This window comes from Streptomyces sp. WAC 04229, from assembly GCF_003947455.1.
Lineage (GTDB): Bacteria > Actinomycetota > Actinomycetes > Streptomycetales > Streptomycetaceae > Streptomyces.
The window spans coordinates 1-17,115 of record NZ_QHJH01000078.1; the positions used below are offsets into that span (position 1 = coordinate 1).

The window sequence follows — 17,115 nt, forward strand, 5'->3', positions numbered from 1 at the left end:
AGAACACAAGAAGGAGTCGTCGTGCGCCGGCGATAAAGAGAAAGAGGACGCGAGAGGGGCCCGGCGGCCGCCCCCCCCCCCCCGCCGGCACGACCACCGCCAACGGCCCGCCGTGCCCCTGGTGCTCCACGCCCAACCGCCCCGACCGCCACTACTGCGCGCGCTGCGCCATGCCCCTGGTCGCCGGCGGCGACCAGGCCGCCGTACGCGCCCCCTGGTGGCGCAGGCTCTTCGGCGGCACCCGCCGCGAGACCCCCTGGGCCGGCGACCGCCCGCGCCTGCGCCGCGTCTTCGACCGGATCGGCACCTGGATCACCATCGTCGTGGTCGTGACCCTGACCGTCCTCGGCTTCATGTACATCCCGGACGGCTACCAGGCCACCCGCGACCACTTCGCCAAGCGCGCCCCGGTCTCCCCGGACCGGATCACGGCCTCGCACTCCTACGCCGGCCACAAGCCCGAGCTGGTCATCGACCAGCTCAGCAACACCTGGTGGGGTCCCGGCATCTCGCAGTCCGGCAAGGGCGAATGGCTCGAGGCCACCTTCACCGAGCCCACCCGCCTGCTGGACGTCATCATCACGCCCGGCGTCTCCACCCGCGCCGAGAAGAACAAGGAGAGCGCCCTCCCGCACCGCGTGAAGGCGACGATCACCCTGAAGGACGGGTCGACCACGACCCGCGACCTCACCCTGGACCAGGGTGCCGGCGGCCAGCGCCGCCCGTTCCGCGTCGGTGAGGTCACCAAGGTCCGCTTCACCATCGAGTCGGCCCACGCGGCCTCCGCGGACAAGCAGGTCGCCATCGCGGAGATCGAGTTCTTCGGCCGGTCCAGCGCCAACCGGTCCTGACCCGCGGCAGGACCCTCGGCAAAGCCCTCAGCAGGCCGAAGGCCCGACACCGCGCGGTGTCGGGCCTTCGGCCTGCTGCTTCTCCGAGCCCCCTGTCGGATTCGAACCGACGACCTTCGCTTTACAAGAGCGGCGCTCTGACCAGCTGAGCTAAGGAGGCACTCGCGCGGCGGCACGCGCGCGCGGGTCGGTCCACTCTACACAGAGCCCGGTGAACGGTGGGATTCGAAAATTTCGGCGAAGTTCACAGGTCCACAGGTACTGACAGACCAGGTGAACGCCGGGTACCGTCCTGAGCCAGCTACACCCGTGTGGACTACACCACCACCTTCCTACAACGGATCGTCCGGCACGTTCCTGCCGGTAGAAGGGGGCCCATTCACCATGGCCACAGTTACGTTCGACAAGGCGACCCGCATCTACCCGGGTTCCACCAAGCCCGCCGTCGACGGTCTCGACATCGCCATCGAGGACGGCGAGTTCCTCGTCCTGGTCGGCCCCTCCGGTTGTGGCAAGTCCACCTCGCTCCGCATGCTCGCGGGCCTCGAGGACGTCAACGGCGGCGCCATCCGCATCGGCGACCGCGACGTGACGCACCTGCCGCCGAAGGACCGGGACATCGCCATGGTGTTCCAGAACTACGCGCTCTACCCGCACATGTCCGTCGCCGACAACATGGGCTTCGCCCTCAAGATCGCCGGCGTCAACAAGGCGGAGATCCGGCAGAAGGTCGAGGAGGCCGCGAAGATCCTCGACCTCACCGAGTACCTGGACCGCAAGCCGAAGGCGCTCTCCGGCGGTCAGCGCCAGCGTGTGGCGATGGGCCGCGCGATCGTGCGTGAGCCGCAGGTGTTCCTCATGGACGAGCCGCTGTCCAACCTGGACGCCAAGCTCCGTGTCTCCACCCGCACCCAGATCGCCTCGCTCCAGCGCCGTCTGGGCATCACCACCGTCTACGTCACCCACGACCAGGTCGAGGCCATGACGATGGGCGACCGCGTGGCGGTCCTCAAGGACGGTCTGCTCCAGCAGGTCGACACCCCGCGGAACATGTACGACAAGCCCGCGAACCTCTTCGTCGCCGGCTTCATCGGCTCCCCGGCCATGAACCTGGTCGAGGTCCCGATCACCGACGGCGGCGTGAAGTTCGGCAACAGCGTCGTCCCGGTCAACCGCGACGCCCTGAAGGCCGCCTCCGACAAGGGCGACCGCACGGTCACCGTCGGCGTCCGCCCCGAGCACTTCGACGTCGTCGAGCTGAACGGCGGCGCGGCCAAGACCCTGACGAAGGACTCCGCGGACGCCCCGGCCGGCATGGCCGTGTCGGTGAACGTCGTGGAGGAGACCGGCGCCGACGGCTACATCTACGGCACGGTCGACGTCGGCGGCGAGTCGAAGGACCTCGTGGTCCGCGTCAGCAGCCGCTCGGTGCCGGAGAAGGGCGCGACGGTCCACGTCGTGCCGCGGCCGGGCGAGTCCCACGTGTTCTCGTCGTCCACGGGCGAGCGCCTCTCCGACTGAACGTCCTCGCGCGGGTGATTTTCACCCGCGTTGACGAAAAGTGCCCCGCGGCCTGCTGCGGGGCACTTTTCGCTGTCGCCAGACACCCCGGCAGAACGGACTTTTCGCTCACCGCGCGTCAACCCCCTACCCACTTCGGGACGTCTCTTCATCCCCCGAAAGGGTGACTAAATGTCGCCAAATCATTACCGGGCGCTACCCTCACTCGCGTGAAGCACTCCGTGAAGCACTCCACCACTCGACAGACGCGACGCGGCCGGGGCCCCGCCCACCGGATCGGCCGCTCTCTCGCCTTCGTCCTGCCCGTCGTCCTGGTGCTCTCCGGGACCCTCGCGGTCACCAGGGTCAACTGGTCCGGGGACCCCTCGGACTCGGTGCTCGCCGCGTCGGAGGCCTCCTCGGCCAAGGCGTCCACCTCCCGCACCGCCGCCCGCGCGCCGCACGAGGTGCTGCGCGACCGGCTGCTGACCGAGCTCCAGGAGGAGGACCCGGGCGTCGCCCTCACCCACCTCCAGGAGGCGGTGAACGAACGCCCGTCGCTGGCCGGCCACTGCGCGTCCCTCGCCCGCGCCCTCGGCCGCGCCGCGGTCAAGGTGTACGGGCCGACGCGGGCCCAGTCGTACTCCCGCCCCGTCTGCGACACCGCCTTCGCCTCGGGCGTGCTGGCCGCGCACGGCTGACGAGGCTTCGGGGGCCGGCGGGGCGCCGCGTACAGTTCGGGCATGACCGATCCGAACGCCGCGTCCCGCCACCCCGTTCAAGCCGTCGTCCTGGCGGGCGGACAGGGTTCCCGGCTGCGCCCGTACACCGACGACCGGCCCAAGCCGATGGTCGAGATCCCGGGCACCGGCACTCCGATCATCGGCCACCAGCTCGCCTGGCTCGCCGACGAGGGCGTGACGGACGTCGTGGTCTCCTGCGGCCATCTGGCCGAGGTGCTCCAGACGTGGCTGGACACCGCCGACCTGCCGCTCTCCGTCACCACGGTCGTCGAGACCGAGCCCCTCGGCCGCGGCGGCGGCCTCAAGTACGCCGCCGCACACCTGCCGCACCCGGACCGGCCCTGGTACGCCACCAACGGCGACATCTGGACCCGTTTCTCGCTGCGCGACATGGCCGACTTCCACGCCGAGCGGGACGCCGTCGCGACCCTCGCCCTGGCCCGCCCGCGGCTGCCGTGGGGCGCCGTGCAGACGGACGGCTTCGGCCACATCACCGACTTCATCGAGGCCCCGCCGTCGACCTTCGAGATCAACGCCGGGGTGTACGTCTTCTCGTCCGCCTTCGCCGCGATGCTCCCGGAGCGCGGCGACCACGAGCGGACCACGTTCCCCGGGCTGGCCCGCGAACGCCGCCTGTCCGGCTTCCCGATCCCGCAGGGCTCCTACTGGCGCGCGATCGACACCGCGAAGGACCTCACGGAGGCGGCACGGGAGCTGGCGGCGCTGGCCGGCCGCTGAGGGGCTCGTCGACGTCTTCGCGGCCGCACGGGCTGCGCCCCGATCGCCAATCGGCCATGCCCCGTCAAGGACAACGTCGCATGAGTCCGTTCTGGGGGGGGCGATGAGCCACCTGAAATGGTCGACAAGCGGTCCTGCACGGCGTGGTCAACCGAATCAGTAGCGGACAGGGCATCCGCGAGGCAACGGCCTACGGCGCGTTGCTTCACGAGGACGACACACATACGCGCAGTGTCCGGGCCGACCTGCGGCCGCAGGACGTGGACACGGCGACGCGGGCGTGGGGCCACGGGCTGGAGGTGGCGGTGAAGGGCGGCCTGACGCCTTACGGGACCGGCTTGCGCATGCGACCGGTGATCGGACCGCTCAGCCGATGTCGGAGGCGGGGAAGATGCCTTCGCCACCGAACTCGAAGGGCGTGCGCAACAACACGCCCTCATAGGCCCCGGTGTCCTAGCTCAGACACCACGGGACAAGTAACCCGCGGGTAGCTTCAAGCTCGCTCGGCGACCTTAATGAGGACGTTGACGCGGTTCTCGTACTCGCGGCGGGCCTTGCGCTGAGCCGGGACCGCGGGAAGGCCGTGGCCGCCGTCGAGCGGCTGGCAGCGGGCGAGGAACTGGCGGTGCACGGAGGGGATGGCGGTGACGCGCAGGGTGTAGCCCTGGCCGCGCCGTACGGTCACACCTTGGTCGAGCGCGGCCCGCTCGACGGGGTCCAGCTCGGCGGAGCGGAGGAAATCGGCGACCTTGCCCGGCATGTCGAGGGTGACCGGCAGCTCCGGCGCCGGACTCTCTTCGGCCGCGGCGACATGCTCCGGCAGGAGATCGGCGACGGCCGTGCGGATCGCACCGCGGCTCACGCCGTGGTCGCGAGCGAGGGCGGCGATCGAGCGGCCCTCCACATACGCCGTGCGTACGTCATCGGTCTTCGCGGCCGTCACCGCGGGGCGGCGTCCGCCCTTGTTGCCCTTGGCCTCGGCGGCGCGCAGTCCGTCGTACGTCAGCTCGCGCTGGAGGTCGCGTTGGAGTTCGCCGGCAGCGGCGAGGGTCTGCACCATGAACTTCACCGTGGACAGCAGCTCGCCGGTGCGCGGGTGGCGGGCGGTGAGGTCCATCGCGGAGAACGCGCCGTCGTGGATGCGCAGGGCGAGCTGGTCGCGGTGCAGGACTTCGAGGACGTCGAGGATGTGCTGGTTGCCGCGTACGAGGCGGAACATCTCGGAGATGTGCACGGTGTCGCCCGGCCGCGCGTACGTGAGCAGCTCGCCGAACTTCGGGCGCTGGAGCGGGTGGAGGCGGCTGGAGGTCCCCGGATCCTCCTCGAAGACGATCGGGTCCTCGATCCCGGCCTCGGCGAGGACGAGGTCCTGGCGGGCGGTGGACTGCTGGTCGGTCGACACCCGCTTGTAGACGAGATTGGCCACGCTGTTTCCCTGCTTCTGCCGCCACATCGGACCTTGGGTGTCATCTAACCCTGTCGTCAGCCGTCATCGGATCTCACTGGATTGGAGTCGCCGTCAAGCCCCGGAATCACCGGGTTCATTGGACGCCCGTCGCCTCTGTCGTCATTCGATCGGTTGCCGACACTTCGCCTGCGCGGCGATCAGTGGCGCGCCGGCGCAGGCATGCCCGTCAGCAGGGTGTCGAGTTCGGTCTGCATAGCGTGCGGGAAGCCGATGAAGAACTTGCTGACCAGGGGGACGGCCCAGCGTGCCTTGCTGGCGATGTTGTAGACCCGGAGGGTCACTCGGGTGCCCCGGCGCTCGGGCTGCAGCGCGTACTCCCGGCGGGCCCACCAGGATCCCTGGGCGCCGACGTGTGTGTCCGACTCGTCCACGGCGACGTAGCCGTCGGAGAACTTGGCCACCAATGCTCGTCGTACCTGTGCGGGCGGCAGATCTACGTATCCGGTGGCCTCGGCCAGCAGCTTGCGGTTGTTCATGGGGTTGTCCCTCCGGGTGTATGTGGATGTGTGTTGCGGATGGTCATGTGCGTTCTGTCGCCTGAGGCGGTGGTGGTGTGCTGGAGATGCGGCCGTTGCCGAGCATCCGCTGGAGCGCTCTGCGCGACATGGTGCGGGTAACAGCGGCGAACACGGTGTTCTTCTTGCCGGAGATGACGGTGGGACGATGGCGGCGTTCCAGGGCTGCAATGGCGGTGCCCGCTACCTGCTCGGGGGTTTGCACCATGGCGGCCGGCACCTGATCGCCCGTATGTGGCTGGGACTTCGTGGCCGTCATGCCAGGACACAGCCCCATCACATAGACCCCGCGGGGTCGTTGCTCGGCCCACAGCGACTCGGAGAACGAGGCCACGAACGCCTTGGTGGCGCTGTAGATGCTCAGCTGCGGCATGGGCGCGAACGCGAGCGTGGAGGCCACGTTGATCAGCGCATCTCCCGATCGGGCACCGTTGAGGAAGGCGTGCGCCAAGGTCACCAGGGCCTCGCAGTTCAGCCGGATCATGGATGTGGCCTGCTCCGCCGACACTTCGACGAACGGTCCGGCAGTGGCCGCGCCCGCGTTGTTGACCAGCAGGTCGTAGCGGGTGTTCTGCAGTTCCTGCCGTACGCGGTGGCATCCCGTTTCGGTGGCCAGGTCCGCGGCGAGGGCGTGGTGGCCAGGGCCGAGCTCACCGGCCAGCGCGTCCAGGCGGTCCTGGCTGCGGGCCACCGCGGTGATGGTGTATCCGCTCGCGGAGAGCCGGCGTGCCAAGGCCCTTCCGATGCCCTCGCTGGCGCCGGTCACCAGCGCCCTGCGTGGTCCGGTCATCGCTCGGCCTGCGGCTTGGTGTCGGGCGAGAAGATGAAGGAGATGCGTTCCATGACGGGCTTGCGTTGGGTGTTGTGGAAGGCTGCCACCCGCCACTGCTCGTCCGCCTCCCGCACCAGTGTGTAGGTCTGGACCTTGGACAGCTTGTCCGGCTTGTCGCCGGTGTAGTCGTCGCCACGGCCGGTGATCACTGCCGTGTCCGGGGTGAGGAAGCGGACGTCGAGGTAGGTGCCGGCGAGCTTGCTGCCTTCGAGGAAGTCGTCGAAGAGGGCCGCGTGGGAGTCGGTGATGTCCTTGCGGCCTTCGTAGTGGCTGCCGACGAAGGTGGTGTAGGTGGCCTCCTTGGTGAACTGCTTGCCGTAGGCATCGGCGTCGTTGCGGTCCCATGCCTCAATGAGGGAGTCCATGACAGCGCAGACGGCGGCATGGTCTTGGTGCGTGGCGTGACTGCCGGTGGGGGTCACTTTCATGCAGTCCGCCTGGCCGGTTTGGTGCACATCGGAGGTGGTGTTGAGCCAGAGGTATCCGCCTCCTGCGGCCACGGCCACGGTCAGCGCCGAGACACCCAGTGCTCGCTTGAGGCGCCGTCGGCGCGGCCGGGATGAGGGCGAGGGGGAGATGGAGTCGTGGGCGGGCGTGGCTATGTGTTCAGTGGTCATGGGGGTGCTCGCTTAGCTTTCTGTGGGTGGGTTTTGCCTGGTCGACGGCGCATTGGAACACCGCCGGGCCGTCTTGCAGCTGTCCGGCCGGTTCCTGTGCGCAGCCGGGATTACCTCTGCGCGGCCGGGATCAGGCCGGGCGCGGTCTTGAAGGAGATCGCCTCCATCAGCGGCTTGCGCTTGGTGTTCTGGAACGCCGCGATGCGCCACTGGCCGTCCGTCTGGCGGACCAGCGTGTAGGTCTGGACTTTGGAGAGCTTCTCCGGGCGCTTGCCCTTGTAGGTGTCGCCGCGGCCGGTCACCACGGCGACATCCGGTGCCGGGAAGCGGACGTCGAGGACCTCGTCCGCCAGCTGGGTGCCCTTGAGGTACTTCGCGAAGAGGACGCGGTGGCTTTCGGCAATGTCCCGGCGGCCCTGGTAGTAGGTGCCGACGAAGGTGACGTAGGTCGCGTCGTCGGTGAAGGGCGCCGCGTAGGCGTCGGCGTCGTGGCGGCGCCAGGCGTCGATGAGCGAGTCGATGACGTCGGTGACGGCCTGTCGATCCTGTGCGGTGGTCATGCTGTCTCCCTGATAGGCTCAATTTACCTGCACCGAGTAAGTATCTGCGTACATGCAGATATGACTGTAAGGGACGGATGGGAAACGTGGCAAATCGCGCAAATCCTCGCGAAGGGGAGATCTACCGCGCCTACCTGGACGCGGTGGGCCTGCACAGCCTTGCCGCAGCCTCAGCCGCCGGACTGCAGGCCACGGAGTGGTACGCACTGAGCCAGCTGGCGTTTGCCGACGGGCTCACCTCTGGGCAGCTGTCGGAGCGCACTGGCCTGACGACAGGGGCGACCACTCGCCTGATCGATCGCCTGGAGCGCGCCGGCTATGTCCGCCGGGTCGCGGACGCCGCGGATCGCCGCAAGGTCATCGTCCAGCCGGTAACCGAGGCCCTGGAAGGCATCGCCGACCTGGTCGCACCCGCCCGCCGCACCATTGCCGCGGTCCTCGACCGCTACACCCCTGAGCAGCGGGCAGTGCTGTTCGACTACTTCGAGCACGCCGCCCCGGCCTTTCGAGAAGCCACCGAGCAGATCCGAGCAGGAAACGTCACGCCATCCTGACGCGGCCCCATCAGTGCCATATCCGCGAGCTCCGCAGCGACGCCACCCCGAGGGAATCCGTGGGCCTCGCGCTACGTGCGCGTCGGGGACGGCGGATCAGCCACCGCCGACGATCTGCACCTCAAGATCGGTGATGGCCTGCTCGGCGAAGCAGCCTCGCTGCTCAATGCCGCGGTCATCGCGCCTTCGTGGTCGATCGGCCGGCGGCGTCCGCCGGGGTGCGGGGACGGGGCACCGTGAGGCCCAGGTCGAGACGCTTGTCCATGTCCAGGCGGAAGGTGCCGTACGGGTTGACGTTGGACCAGAACAGCGCCGTCAGCCCGCGCCGGTCCTCATCGCCCAGCTTCTTCGACCAGGCCGGTTCGTCCAAGACCTGCTGTACCAGCAACGTGTTGACGTGCACGAGCGCGGACTGCAGCAGGTGCAGGGCGAGCATCGAGGTCTCGGCGTGCTCCTTGTCCGGCCCTGTGAGGGCGCCGTCCTTGCCGTAGTGCAGCACGGTGTTCGCGCTGTTCCAGTTCTCCACGACCTGCAGCCCGCCGTGGATCTCGCGGCGCAGGTCGGGGCTGGCCAGGTAGTCGCAGGCGAAGATCGTGCGTACGGCGCGGCCGAGCTCTTCAAGGGCGGCGTAGGTGGGGTGCTTGGGCCCGCCGCGGGTGAACCGGCGCAGGACCTGCTCGGCCTCCGCCGTGCCGAGGCGGAGCGCGGTGGCGTACTTGACCATCTGGTCGTACTGCTGGGCGATCAGGTCCCATTTGATGGGCCGGGTCAGGCTGCCGCCGAGAGCCGGCCAGCCGGGCGGGGTGTCGTCCGGGCGGTACAGGCGGATGCTGCCGATGTTCTTCAGCCGGGGCAGCAGCCGGAAGTTCAGCAGCTCAGTGAAGGCGAAGCCGACGACGGACGCGCCGTGGGTGTCGACGTAGTTGGCTTCGATCTCGGCGTCCGTGCAGTGCCGCAGCAGGCCCTCGATCATCGCCGCGACCTCGGACGACGAACAGGATTTGAGCTGGGAGTAGATGCAGACGTTCTTCTTCTCCACGTGCCAGTAGATCATCACGCCGTTGCCGCCGTAGCGGGCGTGGTACTCGGTCATGAAGTTCGACGACCAGGACCCGAACTTCTTCGAGTCCGACGCGCACGCCGTGCCCTGCCCCCACCAGGCCGCGTCGCGGGCGGCGAAGATGGTGTTCACCAGCTTCGTCACCGCGGCGCGCAGGTTGTCGACGGTGACGAAGTACCGGCGCACGTGCCGCAGTGCGGCCTCCGTTTCGCCGTGCTCGCCGGTCGCCACGATCGCGCGGATGCCCATGTTCGTACCGAGGGCGAACAGCGCCAGCAGCAGCCGGCGCTGCAGGGTGGGGCGGTCGATGCGCTCGTACGCGGCGATCGAGGAGAACTCGTCGGTGAAGCCCGTCATGAAGTCGGCGTTCTTCAAAACGTCCAGCAGGTCCAGGACGCCCCACCGTCGTACGACCTCTTCCTTCAGCGCTTCCAGGCCGGTCGGCTCGGGCAGCTTGTCCAGCTTCGGCACGGTGATCCACGGCTCGCCCTTGCGGGTGGTGGCCTTCACCCCGCCCGCCGAGCCGTCGGCGAGCGCGCTCGAGAGCCGGTCCAGGCCGGTGGTCATCCGCTGCTTGAGGTCGGCGATGAACTCCTCGGGATCCAGCGGCTGGCGGATCGCGGCGTAGTGGACGGTGCGGGTGGCTTCGAAGTCGCCGGGCAGGTCGTCCTCCGGGTCTCCCCAGCGCAGCCCGCCCTTGACGTAGATCTCCCGGCGGCGGATCGCGTCCCGCAGCGCCACCAGCACGCACAGCTCGTACGGGATCCGCTCGATCCGGCCGCGCTCGTCCACCACCGCCTCGCGCCAGTCCTTGCGCACCACACCGTCCATCGGCACCGTCGCGCCTGCGTCGTAGAAGCGGGTCTTGCCGTCGACCTCGGCATAGCGCTCCAGCAGCGCGAGCGCGTTCATCACCGGGCGGTAGGCGGTGTTGTGACAGCAGAAGCCCAGCGTCGCCAGCAGCGGCGGCAGCATCTTGCGGTAGTACGAGCTGTAGGAGGAGCGCAGCGTGGTGCGGACCTTGGCCTTGAACACCTTCTCGTTCGCCTTCGCCTCCGCGACCAGGTCGCGCAGCGTCTTCTCACCCACCACCGGGAACAACGCACGGCGTACGACCTCGTCCGGCTTGCCGATCGCGGCGTCGGCAAGCTTGAAGAGAATGCCCTCCTTGCCGCGGACCTTCCTCAGCTCCGCCGTCAGCTGCCGCTCCACCCGCCGCTCGGCACGAGCATTGATCTTCTGCACCAGGGCGATCAGCAGCTCCACCAGAGCATCGGTGATCTCTCCCTGCCGGGAGGAGCACAGGGCCGCGAGCAGCGTGATCCGTACGTCCTCCGCGGTATCGCGGAAGTCCGAGGGATACATCTTGATCGCCCGCGCCCGCCAGGCTGCCAGCAGCTTCTCCGAGCAGTCCGTGAAGAGCCCGGCCGGCAGCGCGAGCTCCCGTACGGCGGTCAGCTTGGTGATCTCCGCCAGTAGCGAGTCCAGCCCCACCGCCCCCGGATCGCGCTTCAGCGCGGCCAGCAAGGTGGCGCCCTCGCCGTTGTCCTCCGCGACCAGGGCCAGCAGACGGCCACCGCACGTGGGGCCCAGACGCTCGATGGTCCGGGCGCAGAACCCCTTCTCCCACCGTCCCCGCGCGGCCGCCAGGACCTTCTCGACCCGGCTCGGGCCCGGAGGCTCGATCTTCCGGGCCCGGTACTCCACCAGCAGCGCCTCCCGCTGCCGGTCCTCCACCAACTCGACCGGACACACCTCCGCCGCCAACCAGGCCGTCAGCGCCTCCTCGTCCGCCAGGGTCGCCGGCCGGAACCCGAGGGCTTCGCGGATCTGCTTCCGGTGCCGCTTCGCGCCCGCCAGGTCGTACTTCGCCAGCTCGCCCGCCGGAACCTTCACCAGCCCGGCGACGTATTCCACCGCCAGCTGCGGGAACTCCTCGATGAACTCCGGGAACCGGGCCTCGATCTCGAAGAACTTCAGCATCAGGCAGAAGCCCAGCCGGGTCGGCCCGGACTTGTTCGCCACCAAGTCCCAGTCGCCGTCCACCAGCGTCCAGCACGCCACCACGTTGGCCTTCATCGAGCAAGTGCTGGGAGAGACATGATCCGCAACGCTTCTGCTGGGGACGTCGCAGAACTGGTCTGGTTCAAAAGCAGTTACAGCGACGGCCCCGACGGCAACTCCTGCGTGGAGATCGCGATAGCCCCCCGCACCATCCACGTCCGCGATTCCAAGAACACGGCAGGACCTCGGCTCGCACTCATGCCAGGTGCGTGGGCGCGCTTCGTCGCGTACGCCTCGGAGCGCTGACGCCGCAACGGCGCGCTCCCCGCGTCTGCCTCCGCCACAAGTCGGGGCCACTCCTCATCTCGTGAGTGGCCCCGACTTGCCGAGCACGGCACCGAATCGGCTAGCCCAGGAGACCACCCACGAGGCGGCCGTTGCCCGGCTGCCCGGTGGAGGAGGAGCCGCCGCCCTCTTCGCTCCCGGAGCCCCCGGTCGAACCGCCGCCGGTGGAGCCGCCGGAGCCTCCGGAGCCGGTCGAGGTGCCCCCGGCGGTCGGTCCGGCCGAGGTGGTCGGTGCCTGGTCCCGGCCGGCCGGGGACGACTGCCGCGGCGGGGCCTGTCCGCCGGTGCCCTGGGAACGGCTGGGCGTACCGCCGCCGGTGGTGCCGCTCTCCCGGGTCGCTCCCGGTGTGGCCGCGGCTCCCGTGGAGGGGGTGGTGGCCCCGCTGGTCGCGCCCTGGGTGGGCGAGGCGGAGGCCTCCGGGCTCTTCGGCTCGCGCGTGCCCGGCTCCTGCGGGAGCGGGGCGCCGGGCAGTTCGTTGCGCGGGGCCTCGCCGGGGCCGGGGACGACCACGCGGTCGGCGTCCCGGACGGCACCGCCGAGCACGGAGCCGACCAGGAGGGTCGCACCGGCGACCAGGAAGGTGACGAGGGCGCCGCGGCGCAGGACGTAGCGGCGCAGGTCCCAGATGTCGGAGCGCGGGCCGAGCCGGCGCCAGGCGCTGCCGGCGAGTCTGCCGTCCACGGAGTAGACGGGCGCCCCGGCGATGATCAGCGGCGACCAGGCGGCGAGGTAGATGATGTCGGGCGCGTCGTAGACGGGGACGCTCTTCCAGCTGACGGTGACCAGGAGCGCGGCGGACAGGCCCGCGCCGATGACGGCGGCCACCCGCTGCCAGCAGCCCAGCACGGTCAGGACGCCCACCAGCACCTGGAGGAAGGCGATGACGAGCCCGGCGCCGACCGGGTGCGCGAGGGCGAACTGGCGCAGCGGCTCGGCGACGTCCCAGGGGTGGAGGGTGTTGAGCCACTTCACCATGGAGCCGCGTTCGCCGCCGTCGAAGTAGACGGGGTCGCAGAGCTTGCCCATGCCGGCGTAGATCGAGATGAAGCCCAGGAAGACGCGCAGCGGCAGCAGCACGACGCCGAGGTTCATGCGGCGGCCCGGGAAGTACGCGTGCCGCGCCGGGTCGTCGGAACGGCGCCTGCCGCGCGGCTCGTCCGCGTCCGTGTCGTCGCCGTAGCCGTCGTGGTCTTCGTGGCCCTCGTGGTCTTGGTGGCCGAAGTCCTGGGCGGCGTAGGCGGGTTCGTCGTAGGCGCTGCCGACGGTGCGCATCGCGGGCAGCAGCCGGGTGCCCTCGGGGACGGGGCCGCGCTGGGCGCCGACGAGGGGGGTTTCGAGGGTCTCGGTGGCGGGGCCCGCGTCGTAGCCGTCGTAGCCCAGGGGGTCCCCGCCGAGATCGACCCTGGGGATGACCTGGGTGGCTCCGGCGTCGGCGGCCGGGTCCTCGACGTGGTGACCGGCTCCCGCCCGCACCGCCTGGAGCAGCCGGTGCGCGCCGGTGTCGTCCGGGTCGGACCGTCCGCTCCACACGACGGCCCGGCGACGGCCCGGGGCGGCGGGCATGCGGGGGGTGGTCTGGGTGGCGCTCAAGTGCTGTGCGATCCGCGGCGACTGGGTCCGCCGGGCGGAGGCACCGAACTGCACGCGGAAACTCGCGTGGTTGACGATGACCTCGGCCGGATCGCTCGGCACCTTCACCATGCTCAACGCGGGAGCGTCGTCGTATCCCGACGAGCGGTCCCCCGTGGGTGTGCGGGGTGTTCTGGTGTCCACACTCATCTAACCGAGTGATGTGTCGTTAGGACACTGCCTTGACCGCCCGGATCTGTCCGGACCGCGTCAAACCGGCCCGGACCACCCGGAACACCCCGTGTGGGGGACGGATCCGAACACCCGTCCCCCACCCGAAGAACCGATCACCGCGGGTCAGCGGCGTCGCCGCGCCGCCTCGTACAGCACGATCCCGGCCGCCACACCGGCGTTGAGCGACTCCGCGCCACCCGGCATCGGGATCCGCACGCGGAAGTCACAGGTCTCGCCGACCAGCCGGGACAGTCCCTTGCCCTCACTGCCGACCACGATGACCACGGGCCCGTCCAGGGCCTCCAGGTCACCGAGTTCCGCCTCGCCGTCGGCGGCGAGGCCGACGACCGTGATCCCGGCCTTCTGGTACGACTCCAGCGCGCGCGTGAGATTGGTGGCGCGGGCGACCGGCGTACGCGCGGCGGTACCGGCGGACGTCTTCCACGCACCGGCCGTCATCCCGGCCGCACGCCGCTCGGGCACGACGACGCCGTGGCCGCCGAAGGCGGAGACGGAGCGGACGACGGCACCGAGGTTGCGCGGGTCGGTCACCCCGTCGAGGGCGACGATCAGCGGGTCCGCGCCCTCGTCGTGGGCGGCGGCGACCAGGTCCTCGGGGTGCGCGTACTCGTACGGCGGGACCTGGAGGACGAGACCCTGGTGGTTGAGCCCGTTGGTCATCCGGTCCAGCTCGGGACGCGGCGCCTCCATGAGGTTGATGCCACCGCGCTCGGCGGCGAGCTGGAGCGCCTCGCGCACCCGCTCGTCGTTGTCGATGAACTGCTGGACGTAGAGCGTCGAGGCGGGCACGCCCTCGCGCAGGGCCTCGTAGACGGGGTTGCGGCCGACGACGAGTTCGGACGTCGACCGCCCGGCGCCGCGCCGCTGCTGCGGCCGGCCCGTGGCGCGGCGCGCCTTCGCGTTGGCGGCACGCTGCTTGGCGTGCCCCTTGCGCATCTCGGCGGGAGGCGTCGGCCCCTTGCCCTCCAGGCCCCGGCGCCGCTTGCCGCCGCTGCCGACCTGCGCGCCCTTCTTGCCGGACATGCGGCGGTTGTTCGCGGCCATGAGTTACCTGTCTCCGCTCTCTACGGGAGTGTGCGTGAAGCTTGTGTTCTATGCAGTGTGCCGCCCGGAGGGCCGGGCGGCACAATCGATCTACGGGACGGACCTCGCCGACCGCCGGGTCAGCGCGACCCGAGGCTCCACCGGGGCCCCTGCGGGCTGTCCTCGATGACCAGCCCGGACTGTCCGAGCTGGTCGCGGATGGCGTCCGCGGTGGCCCAGTCCTTCCGCCCCCGCGCGGCCTCCCGCTGGTCGAGCACCAGGCGTACGAGACCGTCGACGACGTGCCGCAGGTCCTCGCCCTGCTCCTGCTCCCCCGCCCAGTGCGGGGCCAGCGGGTCGAGGCCGAGGACACCGAGCATGGCCCGCACCTCGGCGAGCCGCGCCACGGCGGCGTCCTTGTCGTCGGCGGCCAGCGCGCTGTTGCCCTGCCGGACCGTGGTGTGCACGATGGCGAGCGCCTGCGGGACGCCCAGGTCGTCGTCCATCGCCTCGGCGAAGGCGGGCGGCACCTCGGGGGCCGGATCGACGGTCTGCCCGGCCAGCTCGGTGACGCGCTGCACGAAGCCCTCGATGCGCGCGTACGCCGACTCGGCCTCGCGCAGGGACTCCTCGCTGTACTCGATGGTGGAGCGGTAGTGCGGGGTGCCGAGGTAGTACCGCAGCACGGCCGGCCGCCACTGCTTGACCATCTCGGAGACGAGCACGCTGTTGCCGAGCGACTTCGACATCTTCTCGCCGCTCATGGTGACCCAGGCGTTGTGCACCCAGTACCGGGCGAAGGCGTCGCCGAAGCCCTCGGCCTGGGCGATCTCGTTCTCGTGGTGCGGGAAGATCAGGTCGATCCCGCCGCCGTGGATGTCGAACTCGCTGCCCAGGTACTTGTGCGCCATGGCGGAGCACTCCAGGTGCCACCCCGGCCGCCCGCGCCCCCACGGCGTCTCCCAGCTCGGCTCCCCGGGCTTGACCGCCTTCCACATGGCGAAGTCCCGCGGGTCCCGCTTGCCGGTCTCGCCCTCACCGGAGGGCTGGCGCAGGTCGTCGAGGTCCTGGTTGGACAGCGACAGGTAGCCGGGCAGGGAGCGGACGTCGAAGTAGACGTTGCCCTCGGCCTCGTAGGCGTGCCCGCGTTCGATGAGCCCGCGCATCATCTCGACCATCTCGGTGATGTGCCCGGTGGCGCGGGGCTCGTAGGTGGGCGGCAGGCAGCCGAGGGCGTCGTAGGCGTCGTTGAACGCCCGCTCGTTCTCGTACCCGATGGACCACCAGGGGCGGTTCTGGTCGGCCGCCTTCTTGATGATCTTGTCGTCGATGTCGGTGACGTTGCGGATGAACGTGACGTCGTAGCCGCGGTACGCGAACCAGCGGCGCATGATGTCGAAGTTCAGGCCCGACCGGATGTGCCCGATGTGCGGGGCCGCCTGCACGGTGGCGCCGCACAGGTAGATCGAGACGCAGCCCGGCGTGAGGGGGGCGAAGTCACGGATCTGCCGGGCGCTGGTGTCGTACAGCCGAATAGTCACGAGTCCAGGGTAGTAGGCCCCGAGCAGTGCCACGGGCACACGGCCGAGCCCGACGGCCGTTTCGAGCCCGGCCTCTTGCCGACCGAGGACTACGCGCGCGCCGTGTTGTCGGGGTTGTCTGGGGCGCAGACAACGGCGGGCAACGGCGAGGCGGTGGAGGAGCAGGTCGCCTTGCGGGTGGGACGACAGGAACTGCTCTACCGTCAACAGGCGCCGAACATCCGGGTGATCCTCGACGAGGGGGCGTTGCGCCGCCCTGCTCCCGACGCGAAGGTGTGGCGGGACCAGCTCTCACATCTGGTGAACGCGGCAGGACTCCCGTCGGTCGTCCTCCAAGTGCTGCCGTTCGAGGCCGGCGTGCACGACCTCATGGACAGCCACCTCTGGCTCCTGTGGCAGCGGGTCGGCGACCCCGTCGCCTATGTGGAGGGCAACGGCTTCGGTGAGTTGGTCGATGATCCGGACAAGGTTCTGTCGTTCCGCTTGTCCTACGATCTGGTCCGGGACGCGGCGCTGACTCCGGTGGAGTCGATGGCGTTCATCAAGGGCCTTCTGGAGGAGCGCAGACCATGAACCACATCCCCGACCTCACCACCGCGACTTGGCGCAAGTCCTCCTACAGCGACGGCGGCGGCACGAACTGCGTCGAGATCGCCCCCGGCTTCCCCGGCCTCGTCCCCGTACGGGACAGCAAAGTGCCGGACGGGCGGGTGCTGGTCTTCGGGGCGGGGCCGTGGGGGCAGTTCGTGGCGGGGATGAAGGCGTAGCAGCCGCAAGCCGACCAGAGGGTCGCTGTCAGAGCGTGCGTATATGATCGACGGATTGTGTTCGCAGGTGTCCACATCCAGGAAGACATGGCCGGCCTCCCGCACTATCCCGTCGGTTCCACCTCAGCCGGGCTTGGCGCGCAGCACTACGCGCCGCAGCCGCCCTACAGTT

Annotated in this window: 17 protein-coding genes and 1 tRNA gene; 8 read left to right on the top strand and 10 right to left on the bottom strand. The window is 70.0% G+C overall.

Annotated features, from left to right (window positions below; translation table 11 throughout):
* The coding region (locus DMH12_RS21015; protein ID WP_399188139.1) for an NADase-type glycan-binding domain-containing protein at nucleotides 1-851 on the top strand (851 nt) is incomplete at its 5' end.
* An 86-nt stretch (nucleotides 852-937) separates the two neighbouring features.
* Here DMH12_RS21015 and DMH12_RS21020 read toward each other — a convergent pair.
* Nucleotides 938-1,011: transfer RNA gene (locus DMH12_RS21020), tRNA-Thr, on the bottom strand.
* A 224-nt stretch (nucleotides 1,012-1,235) separates the two neighbouring features.
* On the opposite strand from DMH12_RS21020, the gene msiK reads away from it, so the two are divergent.
* From msiK to DMH12_RS21035, 3 genes are all read left to right on the top strand, one after another.
* Nucleotides 1,236-2,372: a diacetylchitobiose ABC transporter ATP-binding protein MsiK gene (msiK, locus tag DMH12_RS21025; protein WP_125493052.1), complete on the top strand. Its 1,137-nt coding sequence runs from the start codon at nucleotides 1,236-1,238 to the stop codon at nucleotides 2,370-2,372.
* Nucleotides 2,373-2,593: 221 nt separating this feature from the next.
* A complete protein-coding gene (locus tag DMH12_RS21030) occupies nucleotides 2,594-3,052 on the top strand; it encodes a hypothetical protein (protein WP_125493077.1) in 459 nt (152 codons plus the stop codon).
* A gap of 42 nt (nucleotides 3,053-3,094) precedes the next feature.
* Nucleotides 3,095-3,832 (top strand): nucleotidyltransferase family protein, encoded by a 738-nt coding sequence (locus tag DMH12_RS21035; RefSeq protein ID WP_125493053.1) that lies wholly within the window; start codon nucleotides 3,095-3,097, stop codon nucleotides 3,830-3,832.
* 493 nt (nucleotides 3,833-4,325) lie between these two features.
* Here DMH12_RS21035 and DMH12_RS21040 read toward each other — a convergent pair whose 3' ends face one another.
* The 5 genes from DMH12_RS21040 to DMH12_RS21060 form a co-directional block, all read right to left on the bottom strand.
* A complete protein-coding gene (locus DMH12_RS21040) occupies nucleotides 4,326-5,258 on the bottom strand; it encodes a recombinase family protein (protein WP_260474267.1) in 933 nt (310 codons plus the stop codon).
* A gap of 179 nt (nucleotides 5,259-5,437) precedes the next feature.
* Nucleotides 5,438-5,776, bottom strand: a complete 339-nt coding sequence (locus DMH12_RS21045; protein ID WP_125493055.1) for a hypothetical protein — start codon at nucleotides 5,774-5,776, stop codon at nucleotides 5,438-5,440.
* 43 nt (nucleotides 5,777-5,819) lie between these two features.
* The gene (locus DMH12_RS21050) at nucleotides 5,820-6,581 is read right to left on the bottom strand and encodes an SDR family oxidoreductase (protein ID WP_260474268.1); all 762 of its coding nucleotides are present in this window, start codon (nucleotides 6,579-6,581) and stop codon (nucleotides 5,820-5,822) included.
* Nucleotides 6,582-6,601: 20 nt separating this feature from the next.
* Nucleotides 6,602-7,264, bottom strand: coding sequence for an SgcJ/EcaC family oxidoreductase (locus DMH12_RS21055; protein ID WP_125493057.1), 663 nt, complete (start codon nucleotides 7,262-7,264; stop codon nucleotides 6,602-6,604).
* Between the two features lie 110 nt (nucleotides 7,265-7,374).
* On the bottom strand, nucleotides 7,375-7,824 hold the full coding sequence (locus DMH12_RS21060) for an SgcJ/EcaC family oxidoreductase (RefSeq protein ID WP_125493058.1): 450 nt from the start codon (nucleotides 7,822-7,824) through the stop codon (nucleotides 7,375-7,377).
* 86 nt (nucleotides 7,825-7,910) lie between these two features.
* Here DMH12_RS21060 and DMH12_RS21065 point away from each other — a divergent pair, with 86 nt between their 5' ends.
* A complete protein-coding gene (locus DMH12_RS21065) occupies nucleotides 7,911-8,378 on the top strand; it encodes a MarR family transcriptional regulator (RefSeq protein ID WP_125493059.1) in 468 nt (155 codons plus the stop codon).
* 175 nt (nucleotides 8,379-8,553) lie between these two features.
* On the opposite strand, the gene DMH12_RS21070 is transcribed toward DMH12_RS21065, so the two are convergent.
* The gene (locus DMH12_RS21070) at nucleotides 8,554-11,517 is read right to left on the bottom strand and encodes a Tn3 family transposase (RefSeq protein ID WP_125493060.1); all 2,964 of its coding nucleotides are present in this window, start codon (nucleotides 11,515-11,517) and stop codon (nucleotides 8,554-8,556) included.
* 21 nt (nucleotides 11,518-11,538) lie between these two features.
* On the opposite strand from DMH12_RS21070, the gene DMH12_RS21075 reads away from it, so the two are divergent.
* Nucleotides 11,539-11,748 (top strand): DUF397 domain-containing protein, encoded by a 210-nt coding sequence (locus DMH12_RS21075; RefSeq protein ID WP_125493061.1) that lies wholly within the window; start codon nucleotides 11,539-11,541, stop codon nucleotides 11,746-11,748.
* Between the two features lie 100 nt (nucleotides 11,749-11,848).
* On the opposite strand, the gene DMH12_RS21080 is transcribed toward DMH12_RS21075, so the two are convergent.
* The 3 genes from DMH12_RS21080 to cysS form a co-directional block, all read right to left on the bottom strand.
* On the bottom strand, nucleotides 11,849-13,567 hold the full coding sequence (locus DMH12_RS21080; RefSeq protein ID WP_185832445.1) for a DoxX family protein: 1,719 nt from the start codon (nucleotides 13,565-13,567) through the stop codon (nucleotides 11,849-11,851).
* 147 nt (nucleotides 13,568-13,714) lie between these two features.
* Complete coding sequence (rlmB, locus tag DMH12_RS21085) at nucleotides 13,715-14,656, bottom strand: 23S rRNA (guanosine(2251)-2'-O)-methyltransferase RlmB (RefSeq protein WP_125493062.1); 942 nt, start codon at nucleotides 14,654-14,656, stop codon at nucleotides 13,715-13,717.
* A gap of 119 nt (nucleotides 14,657-14,775) precedes the next feature.
* Nucleotides 14,776-16,176 carry a cysteine--tRNA ligase gene (gene cysS / locus DMH12_RS21090; RefSeq protein WP_125493063.1) on the bottom strand — a complete coding sequence of 467 codons (1,401 nt, stop codon included), beginning with the start codon at nucleotides 16,174-16,176 and terminating at the stop codon, nucleotides 14,776-14,778.
* Between cysS and DMH12_RS21095 the strand changes: the two genes are divergently transcribed.
* Both DMH12_RS21095 and DMH12_RS21100 read left to right on the top strand, forming a co-directional pair.
* Nucleotides 16,063-16,749, top strand: a complete 687-nt coding sequence (locus DMH12_RS21095) for a DUF5753 domain-containing protein (RefSeq protein WP_399188150.1) — start codon at nucleotides 16,063-16,065, stop codon at nucleotides 16,747-16,749. The genes cysS and DMH12_RS21095 overlap by 114 nt on opposite strands.
* A complete protein-coding gene (locus DMH12_RS21100; protein ID WP_125493064.1) occupies nucleotides 16,746-16,943 on the top strand; it encodes a DUF397 domain-containing protein in 198 nt (65 codons plus the stop codon). Before DMH12_RS21095 ends, DMH12_RS21100 begins: the two co-directional genes overlap by 4 nt.
* Nucleotides 16,944-17,115: the final 172 nt, after the last annotated feature.

Coding starts and splice junctions, on each gene's coding strand:
- msiK (WP_125493052.1), top strand. CDS start 1,236: ATGGCCACAGTTACGTTCGACAAGGCGACCCGCATCTACCCGGGTTCC.
- DMH12_RS21035 (WP_125493053.1), top strand. CDS start 3,095: ATGACCGATCCGAACGCCGCGTCCCGCCACCCCGTTCAAGCCGTCGTC.
- DMH12_RS21045 (WP_125493055.1), bottom strand. CDS start 5,776: ATGAACAACCGCAAGCTGCTGGCCGAGGCCACCGGATACGTAGATCTG.
- DMH12_RS21055 (WP_125493057.1), bottom strand. CDS start 7,264: ATGACCACTGAACACATAGCCACGCCCGCCCACGACTCCATCTCCCCC.
- DMH12_RS21060 (WP_125493058.1), bottom strand. CDS start 7,824: ATGACCACCGCACAGGATCGACAGGCCGTCACCGACGTCATCGACTCG.
- DMH12_RS21070 (WP_125493060.1), bottom strand. CDS start 11,517: ATGAAGGCCAACGTGGTGGCGTGCTGGACGCTGGTGGACGGCGACTGG.
- DMH12_RS21075 (WP_125493061.1), top strand. CDS start 11,539: ATGATCCGCAACGCTTCTGCTGGGGACGTCGCAGAACTGGTCTGGTTC.
- DMH12_RS21080 (WP_185832445.1), bottom strand. CDS start 13,567: ATGAGTGTGGACACCAGAACACCCCGCACACCCACGGGGGACCGCTCG.
- rlmB (WP_125493062.1), bottom strand. CDS start 14,656: ATGGCCGCGAACAACCGCCGCATGTCCGGCAAGAAGGGCGCGCAGGTC.
- DMH12_RS21100 (WP_125493064.1), top strand. CDS start 16,746: ATGAACCACATCCCCGACCTCACCACCGCGACTTGGCGCAAGTCCTCC.